This window comes from Kosakonia sp. N21, from assembly GCF_050587465.1.
Classification (GTDB): Bacteria; Pseudomonadota; Gammaproteobacteria; order Enterobacterales; family Enterobacteriaceae.
Window position 1 is genome coordinate 17,743 of sequence record NZ_JBOBHR010000013.1, and the last position, 14,103, is coordinate 31,845.

14 protein-coding genes are annotated in these 14,103 nt (G+C 53.1%); 3 read left to right on the plus strand and 11 right to left on the minus strand.

Features of this window, described 5'->3' with window-relative positions; genetic code table 11:
- The first annotated feature begins 81 nt into the window (after positions 1-81).
- Positions 82-1,047, plus strand: coding sequence for a L,D-transpeptidase LdtC (gene ldtC, locus ACQ3G7_RS22735; RefSeq protein WP_430892338.1), 966 nt, complete (start codon positions 82-84; stop codon positions 1,045-1,047).
- Between the two features lie 79 nt (positions 1,048-1,126).
- Here ldtC and bhsA read toward each other — a convergent pair whose 3' ends face one another.
- The gene (bhsA, locus tag ACQ3G7_RS22740; RefSeq protein ID WP_430892340.1) at positions 1,127-1,384 is read right to left on the minus strand and encodes a multiple stress resistance protein BhsA; all 258 of its coding nucleotides are present in this window, start codon (positions 1,382-1,384) and stop codon (positions 1,127-1,129) included.
- A gap of 243 nt (positions 1,385-1,627) precedes the next feature.
- On the opposite strand from bhsA, the gene ACQ3G7_RS22745 reads away from it, so the two are divergent.
- Positions 1,628-2,263: a TetR/AcrR family transcriptional regulator gene (locus ACQ3G7_RS22745; RefSeq protein ID WP_430892342.1), complete on the plus strand. Its 636-nt coding sequence runs from the start codon at positions 1,628-1,630 to the stop codon at positions 2,261-2,263.
- 530 nt (positions 2,264-2,793) lie between these two features.
- On the opposite strand, the gene ACQ3G7_RS22750 is transcribed toward ACQ3G7_RS22745, so the two are convergent.
- From ACQ3G7_RS22750 to hinT, 8 genes are all read right to left on the minus strand, one after another.
- A complete protein-coding gene (locus tag ACQ3G7_RS22750) occupies positions 2,794-3,333 on the minus strand; it encodes a glycine zipper 2TM domain-containing protein (protein WP_263097113.1) in 540 nt (179 codons plus the stop codon).
- A gap of 194 nt (positions 3,334-3,527) precedes the next feature.
- On the minus strand, positions 3,528-4,832 hold the full coding sequence (locus tag ACQ3G7_RS22755; protein WP_430892344.1) for an NAD(P)/FAD-dependent oxidoreductase: 1,305 nt from the start codon (positions 4,830-4,832) through the stop codon (positions 3,528-3,530).
- A gap of 255 nt (positions 4,833-5,087) precedes the next feature.
- Positions 5,088-5,630: an alpha/beta hydrolase YcfP gene (gene ycfP, locus ACQ3G7_RS22760; RefSeq protein WP_430892346.1), complete on the minus strand. Its 543-nt coding sequence runs from the start codon at positions 5,628-5,630 to the stop codon at positions 5,088-5,090.
- Positions 5,631-5,666: 36 nt separating this feature from the next.
- Positions 5,667-6,692, minus strand: coding sequence for a beta-N-acetylhexosaminidase (gene nagZ, locus ACQ3G7_RS22765; RefSeq protein WP_430892476.1), 1,026 nt, complete (start codon positions 6,690-6,692; stop codon positions 5,667-5,669).
- Between the two features lie 11 nt (positions 6,693-6,703).
- Entirely contained in the window at positions 6,704-7,519 is an 816-nt protein-coding gene (thiK, locus tag ACQ3G7_RS22770; protein ID WP_430892348.1) for a thiamine kinase, read from the minus strand.
- Positions 7,500-8,159 (minus strand): penicillin-binding protein activator LpoB, encoded by a 660-nt coding sequence (gene lpoB, locus ACQ3G7_RS22775; RefSeq protein ID WP_430892350.1) that lies wholly within the window; start codon positions 8,157-8,159, stop codon positions 7,500-7,502. Before lpoB ends, thiK begins: the two co-directional genes overlap by 20 nt.
- A gap of 10 nt (positions 8,160-8,169) precedes the next feature.
- On the minus strand, positions 8,170-8,544 hold the full coding sequence (locus ACQ3G7_RS22780; RefSeq protein WP_263097119.1) for a YcfL family putative periplasmic lipoprotein: 375 nt from the start codon (positions 8,542-8,544) through the stop codon (positions 8,170-8,172).
- Position 8,545: 1 nt separating this feature from the next.
- On the minus strand, positions 8,546-8,905 hold the full coding sequence (hinT, locus tag ACQ3G7_RS22785) for a purine nucleoside phosphoramidase (RefSeq protein ID WP_061494873.1): 360 nt from the start codon (positions 8,903-8,905) through the stop codon (positions 8,546-8,548).
- A gap of 339 nt (positions 8,906-9,244) precedes the next feature.
- Here hinT and fhuE point away from each other — a divergent pair, with 339 nt between their 5' ends.
- On the plus strand, positions 9,245-11,452 hold the full coding sequence (fhuE, locus tag ACQ3G7_RS22790; protein WP_430892353.1) for a ferric-rhodotorulic acid/ferric-coprogen receptor FhuE: 2,208 nt from the start codon (positions 9,245-9,247) through the stop codon (positions 11,450-11,452).
- Positions 11,453-11,567: 115 nt separating this feature from the next.
- Here fhuE and ptsG read toward each other — a convergent pair whose 3' ends face one another.
- Entirely contained in the window at positions 11,568-13,001 is a 1,434-nt protein-coding gene (gene ptsG, locus ACQ3G7_RS22795; protein WP_430892355.1) for a PTS glucose transporter subunit IIBC, read from the minus strand.
- A 299-nt stretch (positions 13,002-13,300) separates the two neighbouring features.
- Positions 13,301-14,095 (minus strand): metal-dependent hydrolase, encoded by a 795-nt coding sequence (locus ACQ3G7_RS22800; protein ID WP_430892357.1) that lies wholly within the window; start codon positions 14,093-14,095, stop codon positions 13,301-13,303.
- Positions 14,096-14,103: the final 8 nt, after the last annotated feature.

Sequence of the window (14,103 nt, forward strand, 5' to 3'; positions counted from 1 at the left end):
GACTTCCCGACACGCTGGCGCACCATAATCCCATTAGTTTTCTACATAACAATAACCTTATGATTTACATGGATTATGGTCATGATCAAAAATTCCCGTTTTGCTCACTGGGTAACGCTCTTCGCCGTTGCTGCGACGGTCGCCCTTTCTCTGCCCGCACGGGCAAATAGCTGGCCATTGCCGCCTGCCGGGAGCCGCGTCGTTGGCGAGAACCGTTTTCACGTAGTGCAAAACGATGGCGGCTCACTGGAAGCCATCGCAAAGCAGTACAACGTCGGTTTTCTGGCGCTGCTGCAGGCCAACCCCGGCGTGGATCCCTATGTACCACGCGCGGGCAGCGTACTGACGATCCCGCTGCAAACCCTGCTGCCGGACGCGCCACGTAAAGGAATTGTGATTAACCTGGCCGAACTGCGTCTGTATTACTATCCGCCCGGTAAAAATGAAGTCATTGTCTACCCGATCGGTATTGGTCAACTGGGCGGCGATACGCTGACCCCCACGATGGTAACAACCGTCTCGGATAAACGTGCGAACCCCACATGGACGCCAACCGCCAATATTCGGGCGCGCTATAAAGCGCAAGGCATCGATCTTCCTGCCGTGGTTCCTGCCGGGCCGGATAACCCGATGGGGCATCACGCCATTCGCCTGGCAGCCTTCGGCGGCGTGTATCTGCTGCATGGCACCAATGCCGATTTCGGTATCGGGATGCGGGTCAGCTCCGGTTGCATCCGCCTGCGCGATGGCGATATTTCCGCCCTCTACGCGGCGGTCTCTCCGGGCACGCCAGTGAACATTATCAATACCCCAATTAAAGTCTCGGTTGAGCCTGACGGCAGACGGCTGGTGGAAGTCCATCAACCGTTATCAAAATCCATTGATGACGATCCGAAAACGCTGCCAATTGTGCTGAATGCAGCGATGCAGGCATTCCAGGATGATGCGCGCAGCGATGCGCAAGTGATGACCCACGCAATGGAAATTCGCTCCGGCATGCCTGTTGATGTTACCCGCCAGGCCGACCCGTCGGTACAGATGCTGTAACCTGACCTGATACGCAAAAAGGCCCTGCATGTGCAGGGCCTTTTTTATGGCAGTGGCATAAGGGCTGTGAGGGGCGACCTTATTTGTAGAGAACCGCAGTACCATGCAGGTTATCGGAACCGGTCACAGAAGTGATGCGGAAGGATTTCGCACCCATCTGTTCAGCTTTCTGCGCCAGTTTATCTTCAACAGAAGAGAGATTCGTGCTGGCAGTAACGCCAACAGTGGCAACTTCCTGCTGACCCGCCGGTGCGGACTGAACTTCAACCGCAGCCATGCTGGCAAAAGAGAGTGAACTGAGTACCGCGGCGGCGAAAAGTGCTTTTACGTTTGTCATGATTGTTTACCTGTATGCAGATGATGGATGTCGCCAACGAATAAGTTAACGATCGATAGATAAATGGTAGTTGTGATCTACGTCACGCGTCAACATCTTTTTGTAACGATCGTTAGTTAAAATATTAATTGCTTAAAATTCATAACCATAGGATTTATTAATTTGTGCTGTTTTGCCGCTGGTCAGGCTGACAGAATGTTTTTATAATGACTGCTCAGCAAACCAACAAAGGTAAGCGGCACTATGACGACTGAGATCACCAGTTGCAGCAAAAAAAGCCGTGGCCGACCGAAAGTGTTCGACAGGGAAGCGGCGCTCGACAAAGCCATGACGCTGTTCTGGCAGCATGGCTACGAAGCCACATCATTATCCGATCTCGTAGAAGCGACCGGCGCGAAAGCACCGACGCTTTATGCAGAGTTCACCAATAAAGAAGGGTTGTTCCGCGCGGTACTGGACCGTTATATCGCGCGTTTCGCCACGCAACACGAGGCTCCGTTGCACTGCGAGGAAAAACCTATTGAGCAGGCGCTACTGGACTATTTCACCGCCGTGGCGAAATGTTTCACCAGTACGGATACGCCAGCCGGCTGTTTTATGATCAACACCTCCGCAACGCTGGCGGCCTCTTCACAGGCGATTGCGAAGACCATCAAATCGCGGCACGCGCAGCAGGAAGAAACGCTGCTCACGTTCCTGACGCAACGCCAGCAACGTGGGGAAATCCCCGCAGACGCGGATCCGCAGGCGCTGGCGCAGTTTCTGGGTTGTATATTGCAGGGCATGTCAATTAGCGCGCGCGAAGGCGCAAGTTGTGAAAAGTTGCTGCAAATTACCCGAACTACGCTGCGTTTGTGGCCGGATCTGATCAAACTCTGAGAGGTTTATACCCGGCGGCACGTCGCTTGCCGGGTTGACTTTCACGATAGACAAAACCTATCTTAACAATAGGTAAAAACTTTCAGTGTTTTTCCCCGCTTTGCTATGATTAATTGTGATTATTGCTCTGCTAATGATTAGTATGGGTGATACACAAATCATAAGTGTCATGAAGACGCGCTAAGCTACGACTTTCCCTTACTCTCGCTCTACCTGTTGTACTGAATTTTACCGTTGATATAGGGCATTTCACTGTACTTAACACATGCATAAGGAAAATGAACATGATTTTGCTATTACCATTCATCAAAGTGTTAATAGTAATAACATTGTTATGTGGTTTGTGGGTGTTGTGTGGTGGTTCGGTACTGTTTGCGTTTATTTCTGTTTTAATCACCGGCCTGCTGGTAATACGCCAACACGACTTCATTTGACCGTTAAAAAGCCTTGCTGCGATGCAAGGCTTTTTTCATGAAAAAAGGCTCCTCAGCCTGAGCAATTGAGGAGCCAACATGCAGAGTACTTCTGTTTTACGCTTTGTTATTCAAAATAAGCTGACCATTGTTATCCAGCGGAATTTGCGTTCCCGGATCTTTATCCATGCGGATTTTTCCTTGCTGGTCGCCAATCTTGTACGTCACGTCGTAACCGATCATTTTCTCGGATTTGTCATACACGGTCTGACAGCGTTGCTGGGTCGTGGTATAGGTATCCCTTTCCTGCATCCCACCCTGGATTTGGTTACCGGCGTAGCCGCCGCCCAACGCGCCGACGACGGTAGCAACATCTTTACCCCGGCCGCCGCCAAACTGGTGACCCAACACCCCACCCGCCACTGCGCCCAGAACAGAACCGGTAATGCGGTTCTCATCCTGTACCGGACGGCGGTGCGTCATGGTGACGTTACGGCACTCCTCACGGGGTGTTTTAATGCTCTCTTTGATTGGCGTGGCGGAAACCACCTGCGCATACTGAGGACCACGGTCAAATACATTCAAACTGGCAACCGCGGCAACGCCCAGTGCAGCGGCCACGCCAATCCCGATACCCGCTAACATTGATTTATTCACAGGATTATCTCCCTCGTTTGCTATTAGCAACAATTTTGCAACTTCAGCGGTCGTTAAGCCAATCGGAAAGAGAGGAAAAAATGGGATATATAGGGGAGAAACCCGGATATTCAGAGTTGTCTGAACCTCGATAACGGTCCAGGACAGAAGGAAATACTGCTCCGGCGATGATCTCGCCGGAGCAGCCAAACACATCAGTGCAGTTTCAAACGTGGGCGAATTACCCGGTTAATACTGCCCACCAGCATCATCAGGCCGGTTTTGAAATAACCGTGGAGTGCAATCTGGTGCATACGATACAGTGAAATGTACACGAAGCGGGCAATACGGCCTTCAATCATCATCGAACCGCGCATCAGGTTCCCCATCAGGCTGCCGACGGTCGAGAAGTTCGACAGAGAGACCAGTGAACCGTGATCCTTATACACGTAAGATTTCAGCGGTTTGCCTTTGATCTGCGCCAGAATGTTATGCAGGGCGAGGCTGGCCATCTGGTGGGCTGCCTGGGCGCGCGGAGGAACAAAGCCGCCTTCAGGACGGGCGCAGGAGGCGCAGTCGCCGATGGCATAGATATCCGCATCACGCGTGGTTTGCAGCGTTGGCTCAACCACTAATTGATTGATACGGTTGGTTTCCAGACCGCCAATCTCTTTCATAAAGTCAGGCGCTTTGATACCTGCCGCCCACACCATCAGATCGGCTTTGATGTATTCGCCATCTTTGGTATGCAAACCGCCTTCATCAGCGCTGGTGACCATGGTCTGCGTCAGTACGCGCACGCCCATTTTGGTCAGTTCGCTATGCGCAGCGCCGGAAATCCGCGGCGGCAATGCAGGCAAAATACGCTCTCCCGCCTCGACCAGCGTTACGTTCAGCGCGTCATTGGTCAGACCTTTGTAACCATAGCTGTGCAGCTGTTTCACCGCGTTATGCAGCTCTGCAGAAAGCTCAACCCCTGTCGCGCCGCCACCGACAATCGCAATGTTCACTTTGCCGTTAGCGCCAAGATTCGCGGAGTATTTCAGGAACAGGTTCAGCATCTCCTGGTGGAAACGACGCGCCTGATGCGGGTTATCGAGGAAAATGCAGTGTTCTTTTACGCCCGGCGTGTTGAAATCATTAGATGTGCTGCCCAGCGCCATGATCAGCGTGTCATAGGCCAGCTTGCGCTCCGGCACCAGCAACTCGCCTTTATCATCACGTAACTCCGCAAGCGTCAGAGTTTTGCTTTCACGGTTAATGTCCACCACGGAACCCAGTTGGAACTGGAAATGGTGATTACGCGCGTGCGCCAGGTAGCTCAGCGCATCAACGCCTTCATCCAGTGAACCCGTTGCGACTTCATGCAGTAACGGTTTCCATAAATGGCTGTGGTTACGATCCACCAGCGTAATTTTGGCTTTTTTACCGCGGCCGAGTTTTTTACCCAACTGCGTTGCCAGCTCCAGACCGCCAGCACCACCACCCACAATTACAATCTTTTTCAATGGTGTAGTCAAAGTGACCCCCTAAAATATTAACCAATTGTTAACTAAAAGTTATACAAATAGCTTTTAGTTAACAAAGAGTTACGTGCTTGCAAACCAACATTGACGATGAGAATAACACGTAAGGTTCAATGGTCATACCAAAATTGATATGCATCAAGTTTTGATGCCTAAAAGATGAACAAGTGTAGTTGGATTGCCAAAGAATGCGGGCACAGAAAGGGAAAGAGACAAAATACCGGCAGGCGATAACCTGCCGGAGGGGGATTAACCGAGGGTTTTAAACGCTTTGATACGCTGAAGGTGTGGAGAGATGTTCTTGAATTTGTGAGATTGTTCTTCATCCCAGACAATCTCGTAGTAGTGGTGCAACTCATCCGACGCGCGCTGATTGTCCAGCGCCTCATCGTTACGCGACAAAATCACCAGACAGCGGTCACGATTTTTTTCACGGAAATTGGACACACACTTCGTGGCAATGTCCTGATACTCTTCCGGGCGATCGATTTTGCCCTCCATGTTCTCATAGGGGAACAGGTTGGGGTTGAGGATCACCTGACGAATATCACACAGAAAGCCAATGCGCTCCGCCCAGTATCCACCCAGTCCTACGCCGCAAATCAGCGGGCGCTCATCGACATTCAACTGCAACATCTTATCCACTTCTTTCAGCAGGTGCTGCATATCGTGTTTCGGGTGCCGCGTGCTATAGCTAATCAGACGCACATCCGGATCGATAAACTGTAACTGCAGCACCTTTTCATGGTTGCCGGGACTGTTTGAGTCAAAACCGTGTAAATAGATAATCATGGTATCCTCACCACTTCGACATCGCGTCCGCAGGCGTTAATGAGCCGCTTTCTGCTCCTGCCAGCGCTCGTGTAACCGCTCCAGCTCCTGGCTGACAGCCTTCCAGCGCGCCGTGCTCATCAACTCCTGACGAGAATATGAACCTTTATGATACAATTGTGTAACACGCTCTGCATTGATCGGCGACAGGTTATCTAACACACTCACTGCGCCTTTACGATTATTGCAGACCAGGATCATATCGCAACCGGCGTCCAGCGATGCCTGTCCACGCTCTGCATAACTGCCCATAATCGCAGCGCCTTCCATCGACAGATCGTCAGAGAAAATCACGCCGTCAAACCCCAGTTCACCGCGCAATACGGTTTTCAGCCAGTAGGGCGAACCGCTGGCCGGACGTGGATCGATATCGGTGTAAATCACATGCGCAGGCATAATCGCGTCCAGCTTGTTTTGCTCAATAAGCTGGCGGAAGACCAACATATCTTTGGCGCGGATCTCCGCTTGCGGGCGCGGATCGCGCGGGGTTTCTTTATGAGAATCCGCCGTCACGGCACCGTGTCCGGGGAAGTGTTTACCCGTGGTTTTCATCCCCGCACTGTGCATACCGTCAATAAACTGTGTTGCCATCGCCAGCGCCTTTAGCGGATCGTCGTGGTAAGAACGTTCGCCAATTGCCGCACTGATATGCCCGACGTCCAGCACCGGGGCAAAACTGATGTCGATATCCATGGCAATCATTTCACTGGCCATCAACCAGCCCGCATCCTGCGCCAGACGACCGCCCTCTTCCAGCCCATGTAATGCGGCAAAAGACTGGGCAGCAGGCAGCCGGGTAAAGCCTTCGCGGAAACGCTGTACGCGCCCCCCTTCCTGGTCGACAGCCACCACCAGACGATGGTGTGACGCACTGCGGATCTGGCGTACCAGTTCACGTAATTGCGCCGGATCGTGATAATTACGGGTAAAGAGGATCAAGCCGCCCACCAGCGGATGCGCCAGAATTTCGCGCTCTTCCGCATCCAGTTCGTACCCTTCCACATCCAACATGACCGGACCCACACTCACCTCTCTTATCCTTCAGTCTGCAACTGACGCCATACTTCATTCGCCAGCGTAATAAATTGTTGTTCACCCGTTTGCTGCCAGCGGCACTCATACCAGCCGGCCATCAGCATCAGAACCCAGGGTCGCCAGCGCCTTACCTGCCGCCATAACTGAGCCGGTGCGATAACCGCACGCCGTGCGTAGTCATCCACCAGCGCTCGCCGCTGTGCGTCGTTGTCCATCCATACGGCGGCCAGTTCGAGAGCGATGTCGCCATCGCCCGCATACTCCCAGTCGATCAGCCTTACCCCTAGCGGACCATGAACCAGATTGCCCGCATGCACATCCATATGTAACGGCGCCAGTCGCAGCGGCATCGGTTCGCCTTGTTGACGAAGCCGTTTTAATCGCCGTAACCAAAACGGCGTTCGCCGGCCAGGCGCGCAGCGTTGCCAGTATCCTTCAAGCAGTGGTAGCAGCGTTATACGCCAGCCAAAACAGGACTGGCGGTGTAAATCATACAGTAACATCGCGAGTTCGCTGCTGGATGGCAACGCCGCTTTTGTTTCACCGGGCAGATAGTCGATCGCCATCCACTCGCCAGTGTAGAGATAGGCACGCGGCGCAATCGCCGACGGTAAATGTTTAAACACCCGGTACTGTCGCCGGAAAGGTGAAGATGTGCCCTGATGCCGCTGGCGCAGCACTCGCATGTGCTGGCCATCGCTGATAAGACAACTCCCGCCGCTGAGTCCGGTATTCTGGCTGGCGACGGGAGCGTATTGCGGAAAATAGCGTGACAGAATGTCGTCACGCGTTTGCTTATTGTTGCTGAACCGCACCTTTACCTGACCAGATAATCTCGCCGGTCTGCACCAGCATTAATTGCATTTGCAGGCCCGGTGCGTTGGCATTGCCGGTCGCGTTGGAGTAGAGCACATATTGCGCGCCAACATTGCGGGCGATGCCAATCGCTTTACTGCGCGTCCCCAGACTGTCCTGCGGTGAAAGCCCCAATTGTTGCTTCGCCACGGCCAGTTGTTGTGCGGTGATCAATGTAAATTTACCGTTGTTGGCCAGCGCATTACGCACCACCTCGGTGGCTTCGCCGGTGTTGATGGATCCATTAGTGCGGTTATTTACGCTATCCACCAGCAGTACGCTTCCCGCTGTTGCACCGCTCGCGGGCAGCATTTTGCCCACCATCGGTTGCACCGCGCCATTCCAGTCATAGTGACGTTCACGCGGCGTTGGCTGCGCGGTCTGATCCTGATGCTCAATCGGGCCTGGCTGCTGTTGCGGCAGTGTCGGGACAGAAGGCACCGTCGGTACCGGCTGTTGCGGCTGCGGTTGCGTGGGTTGCTGCTCTCCTCCCCCGGCCTGATCGACGGGCGCGGGTTGTTGCTCACCGCGAATGATACAGCCCGACAACAGCATGGCGAAAGTGGTCAGTAGTGCGTAGCGTCCAAGTGTTTTAATCAAGAGTCACCCCTTACAGGTAGAGATAAAGTCTGACATTGCGCGCGCCCAGATAGTTGGCGCTCCCGTAGAGCGTCACACCGGAATTCGCCGGAATGGTCACGCTACGCGGCGCTTCCAGGGGATGCATTTCCAGACCTCTGGCGTCATACCAGTAAAAACGATAATGCACAGTAACGGGTTGTTGCCTCTCATTAAATAGCCGCGAAGACGCGGATGGCTGGAGTTCTTCGGTGCTTAATGTCGGCGGCTGCGCGGTAATGCCCGCCGCCAGTATACTGGACTCCATCACCAGCGTTTGATTGCTGGCAACCGGAATCGCCGGACGCGAACTGCAACCCGCCAGCGTCAACGCCGCCAGTAATAAGGCAACACGCCCTGTGGTCATGTTACAGGCCTTTATGAGCCAGCATCGGCCCAAGCGCCCGTCCGCCAAGCAGGTGCATATGAATATGATAAACTTCCTGCCCGCCATGACGATTACAATTCATGATCAAACGGTAACCGTCTTCGTCGATACCTTCGTCACGGGCGATTTTCGCCGCCACCGTCAACATACGCCCAAGCGTCTGTTCATGCGCTTCGGTCACATCATTCACGGTAGGGATCAGGATATTCGGCACAATGAGCACATGCGTGGGGGCTTGCGGGGAAATGTCACGAAAAGCGGTGACCAGCTCATCCTGATACACAATGTCTGACGGAATTTCGCGGCGGATAATTTTACTGAAAATGGTTTCTTCGGCCATGACGTTTTCCTTTTTTGAGCGCGGGAAGATGCCCGCAGCCGTCGTCAATTACTTGCCCTAGAGTATGATCGAGTTTCTCTTGTCGTTTCAACCAAAACGCTGTTTTTCTTTCCGCTTTCAGGCACCTCTGACGCAGGAATAGCCAACCCTTCCGTTCCACTACGGTGAAACAGCATTTCAGTAATAAATCTTACATCTGTTTACATCAATGGAGTGAATGCGTATATTTCGCATTTGCATTTTCATGCGCAACTAATACCAGGCAAATTAAAAAATCCGCCTGACGCGACAACGTATCGCTGCCGGGCACTCCCTCTAACACACCATTAAGGTTTATTCATGTCTTTCACTCATCACGCCAGGGACGCAGCGCGTCCGGTAGCCGCCACACCTTCTCTGCTCGCCGCGTGCATTGCCCTGGCGTTGGCGCCTTCTGCTGCCTTTGCGGCTGATAAAGCATCTGAAGATACCGTGGTCGTAGACGGCGCAGCGCTAAGCACCGCCGACAGTCAGGATCAGGATTACAGCGTTAAAACCACGACAACCGGCACCAAACTGTTGCTGGTGCCGCGCGATATTCCGCAATCCGTGAGCGTGGTAAGTCAGCAGCGTATGCAAGACCAGCAACTGAACACGATTGAGCAGGTTCTGGATAACACCATTGGCGTAAGCGCCTCGCGCATCGACTCGCACCGGACAAATTTCTTTGCGCGTGGTTTCTTCGTCAGTAACTTTGCCTATGAAGATATGCCAACCTTCCTTGATAACCGCTGGAACTTTGGCGATACCGCTGGCGATACCGCCATTTACGACAAGATTGAAGTGGTGCGCGGCGCAGCTGGTCTGATGAGTGGCACCGGTAACCCGTCAGCCTACGTCAATATGGTGCGTAAGCATGCGGACAGCAAAGAGTTCAAAGGCAGCGCAACCGCAACGTACGGTAGTTGGGATAATCAACGCTACGTTCTCGACTTACAAGCACCGTTGACAGAGTCCGGTAATGTGCGTGGTCGCATGATCACCGGCTACCAGGATAAAGATTCGTGGATTGAGCGTAACCATTACCGCAAAAAATTCATCACCGGTGTTGTGGATGCAGACCTCACCGATTCCACCACCCTGTCTGTGGGATATGACTATCAGGAAAGCCAGGAAGACAGCCCGACCTGGGGTGGTGTCCCGTCGATGTACAGCGATGGTAGCCGTACGCATTTCCGCCGTGGTTTCAACACAGCAGCTGACTGGGCCTACTCAAATGTGGACTCCACGAAAATTTTCGCCAATCTGACGCAGCGTTTTGATAACGGCTGGGAAGCGAAAGTTAACGCCATGCATGCGGAAACCAATTTCGACAGCAAATTGATGTATATCGATGGCTATCCGGATAAAAACACCGGTCTCTTCGATGCCTCGCAGTGGCAAGGCGCCTGGGGCGGTTGGAACCGCGGTGAGCGTAAGCAGGACTCCGTAGATGCGTTCGTGCGCGGCGGTTACGATCTCTTCGGTCGTCAACATGAAGTGATGTTTGGCGGCAGCTACAGCCGTCAGCGTAATAACTATGACAACTCTTACCCGGTTAATGACAATTCCGGTCTGATGGACGTTGGTAATATTAATCGTTACAACGGCAATACGCTCGCTGACCCAACCTGGTCAGACTGGACGCTCTATCAGCGGGATGTGATCCGCCAGAAATCCGTCTATGCTGCAACCCGTATCTCGCTGGCTGATCCCCTCCACCTTATTCTGGGGGCGCGTTACACCGAGTGGAGCGCAAAATACAACCTGGAACGTAAACCGGATGAAATCCGCAACAGCAAGTCCGATGATGTGACGCCGTATGCGGGGCTGATTTATGACATCGATGACACCTGGTCTGTGTACGGCAGTTATACCTCTATCTTTGAGCCTTCAAGCCAGCGCGATATCAACAGCGAGTTCCTCGACCCGACGACAGGTAAAAGCTACGAAGCCGGGGTGAAAGGCGACTGGTTTAACACGCGCCTGACGGCAACGTTTGCCGTATTCCGCACCGAGCAGGATCACGTTGCTGTCTCGACGGGCGAGTACATCCCGAACTCTGGCGGCCAGACGGCGTATAAATCCGTGAACGGCACCGTCAGCAAAGGGGTTGAATTTGAACTGAATGGCGCACTGACCGACAACCTGCAACTGACTTTCGGCGCCAGCCGCTTTATGGCGGAAGATGGCGACGGGGTTGCGGTTAACCCGGAGCAAGCGCGTACGACGATGAAATTGTTTACCCGCTACCAGTTGCCGATGCTGCCTGAGCTTGCTTTTGGCGGCGGCGCGCGCTGGCAAAACAAAAGCTGGCAGGATATTAAAGGCCCGAATGGCAATATGCGTATCACCCAGAGCGGCTACACCGTGGTTGACCTGTTTACCCGTTACCAGGCCACTAAAAACTTCGCGATTCAGGCAAACCTGAACAATGTGTTCGATAAAGAGTATTACGATTATCTGGGCACCTATGGGGTTTATGGCGCGCCGCGTAACTTCTCTATCAGCGCGAACTACAGTTTCTGATAACCGTGTTAAACGCGAAGGGAGCCTGATGGCTCCCTTTTTTTTACGCTCTTGCATCATCACAACCCATAAAAAAGGGAGCCATCAGGCTCCCTCAGTCTCCCCAGACTATGACTTAGTTATTACGGATGTATTCATCCATCTCGGTTTTCAGGTTATCGGATTTCGTACCGAAAATCGCCTGCACACCGGAACCAGCCACAACCACACCCGCAGCGCCCAGTTTCTTCAGGCCAGCCTGATCCACTTTCGCTACGTCAGCAACGCTGACACGCAGACGCGTGATGCACGCATCCAGGTTGGTGATGTTTTCTTTACCGCCAAACGCCGTAACCAGAGCCGGAGCCATTTCGCTGGTTGCGCCAGCTTTGCTCTCTTCAGTGGTTTCTTCACGGCCAGGGGTTTTCAGATCCAGCGCTTTAATCAGCACACGGAATACGGTGTAGTAAACAACCGCATAACCTGCACCGATAACCGGGAACAGCCACAGTTTGCTGCTGTTGCCGCTCAGTACGATGAAGTCAATCAGACCGTGAGAGAACGACGTACCGTCACGCATACCCAGCAGGATACAGATCGGGAATGCCAGACCCGCCAGAATCGCGTGGATGACGTACAGGATCGGTGCAACGAACATGAAAGAGAACTCGATCGGCTCGGTGATACCGGTCAGGAACGAGGTCAGCGCTGCGGAGATCATGATACCGCCCACTTTCGCGCGGTTTTCCGGTTTAGCAGAGTGCCAGATAGCGATAGCGGCAGCCGGCAGACCGTACATTTTGAACAGGAAGCCGCCAGACAGTTTGCCCGCAGTCGGGTCGCCTGCCATGTAACGCGGGATATCGCCGTGGAAAACCTGACCTGCTGCGTTGGTGAATTCACCGATCTGCATCTGGAAAGGTACGTTCCAGATGTGGTGCAGACCAAACGGCACCAGGCAACGTTCAATAAAGCCGTAGATACCGAACGCAACAACCGGGTTCTGGTAAGCAGCCCACTGAGAGAACGTCTGGATAGCGGTACCGATCGGCGGCCAAATGAAGGACAGGATCACACCGGTGAAAATCGCGGCCAGACCGGAAATGATCGGCACGAAACGCTTACCGGCGAAGAAGCCCAGGTACTCAGGCAGCTTGATACGGTAGAAACGGTTGAACATGTACGCTGCGATCGCACCGGAGATGATCCCCCCGAGAACACCGGTATCAGCCAGGTGTTTTGCGGCGATTTCTTCAGCAGGTAAATGCAGAACCAGCGGCGCAACAACAGCCATGGTCTTCACCATGATGCCGTAAGCAACAACCGAAGCCAGAGCTGAAACACCGTCGTTATTGGTGAAGCCCAGTGCAACACCGATAGCGAAGATCAGTGGCATGTTGGCAAAAACGGAACCGCCCGCTTCGGCCATAACATGGGAAACCACTTCTGGCAGCCAGCTGAAGTTTGCAGAACCGACGCCCAGCAGGATACCTGCGATAGGCAGTACGGATACTGGCAGCATCAGCGATTTACCGACCTTCTGCAGGTTAGCAAATGCATTCTTAAACATAATTGAGAGTGCTCCTGAGTATTAGTGCTTTTTTCTACGCTTTTGCGCATTGGCGCGGGGGGAGAGCCGCGCCGTGGGAAGGGCATCTAAGCGCCCCTTATTTATTACACAGAGTAAAATAAATCGATTTGGCTTTGTTTGATGGCTATCACGTTTCAGCCAGCGCGCGCTGCAAAACTCACGTTAATTTACAAAAGCCGCATGCCTTCGAATGAAAATCGTCCATCACCGCCTTTTTTATGGCGGTGAACTTTACTCTGATCGTTTATTAATTACGAGCCCTAAAATAAGCTGAAATTTCAGGCGGATTGCAGGCGGGAGGGATCGATATGGAACAGACGGGCAAAGTTTTGCGTGGTTTGTTGGGCCAGTTCCTCAACGGAAACACCCTTCAAAACCGCCATATATTCGGCTACATCTCGGGTCATGGCAGGCTGGTTTTCCTTGCCACGGTGGGGTACTGGCGCAAGATACGGAGAGTCTGTCTCCACCAGCAGTCGATCCAACGGTACATAACGCGCCGCGTCGCGAAGCTGTTCAGCATTGCGGAAAGTAACAATACCGGAGAACGAGATATAAAAGCCCATATCCAGCAACTTACTCGCCGTTTCGCGATCTTCCGTAAAACAGTGCAGAACGCCGCCGCACTCGGTCACCTTCTCTTCCTGCAGAATAGCCAGCGTATCGGCGCGGGCATCACGGGTGTGCACAATAACCGGTTTATTCAGCTCACGACCAATGCGGATATGGTTGCGGAAAGAGACCTGCTGTTGCGGTTTGGTTTCCGGGGTATAAAAATAATCGAGGCCGGTTTCCCCCATCGCTACCACACCGGGTTCGGCTGCCAGCTGGCGTAAGGTCTCGACCTCATAGCTTTCGTCCTGATTAAGCGGGTGCACGCCACAGGAGAACACCACGTTGTCCCGTTCTCCTACCAACTCTCGCATAGTGCGGTATCCCGGCAGCGTGGTGGCAACAGCAAGGCAAAATTTCACATCACGCGCGGCGGCTTTCGCCAGCACGTCATCCACGTCTTTATGCAAAGACTGATAATCAAGACCATCAAGATGGCAGTGCGAGTCGACTAAAAACATAATGTCTC

What these genes read in the sequence shown, in the direction of transcription:
- ldtC (WP_430892338.1), top strand. Translation starts at nt 82, where the DNA reads ATGATCAAAAATTCCCGTTTTGCTCACTGGGTAACGCTCTTCGCCGTT.
- bhsA (WP_430892340.1), bottom strand. Translation starts at nt 1,384, where the DNA reads ATGACAAACGTAAAAGCACTTTTCGCCGCCGCGGTACTCAGTTCACTC.
- ACQ3G7_RS22745 (WP_430892342.1), top strand. Translation starts at nt 1,628, where the DNA reads ATGACGACTGAGATCACCAGTTGCAGCAAAAAAAGCCGTGGCCGACCG.
- ycfP (WP_430892346.1), bottom strand. Translation starts at nt 5,630, where the DNA reads ATGATTATCTATTTACACGGTTTTGACTCAAACAGTCCCGGCAACCAT.
- ACQ3G7_RS22780 (WP_263097119.1), bottom strand. Translation starts at nt 8,544, where the DNA reads ATGACCACAGGGCGTGTTGCCTTATTACTGGCGGCGTTGACGCTGGCG.
- hinT (WP_061494873.1), bottom strand. Translation starts at nt 8,905, where the DNA reads ATGGCCGAAGAAACCATTTTCAGTAAAATTATCCGCCGCGAAATTCCG.
- fhuE (WP_430892353.1), top strand. Translation starts at nt 9,245, where the DNA reads ATGTCTTTCACTCATCACGCCAGGGACGCAGCGCGTCCGGTAGCCGCC.
- ptsG (WP_430892355.1), bottom strand. Translation starts at nt 13,001, where the DNA reads ATGTTTAAGAATGCATTTGCTAACCTGCAGAAGGTCGGTAAATCGCTG.
- ACQ3G7_RS22800 (WP_430892357.1), bottom strand. Translation starts at nt 14,095, where the DNA reads ATGTTTTTAGTCGACTCGCACTGCCATCTTGATGGTCTTGATTATCAG.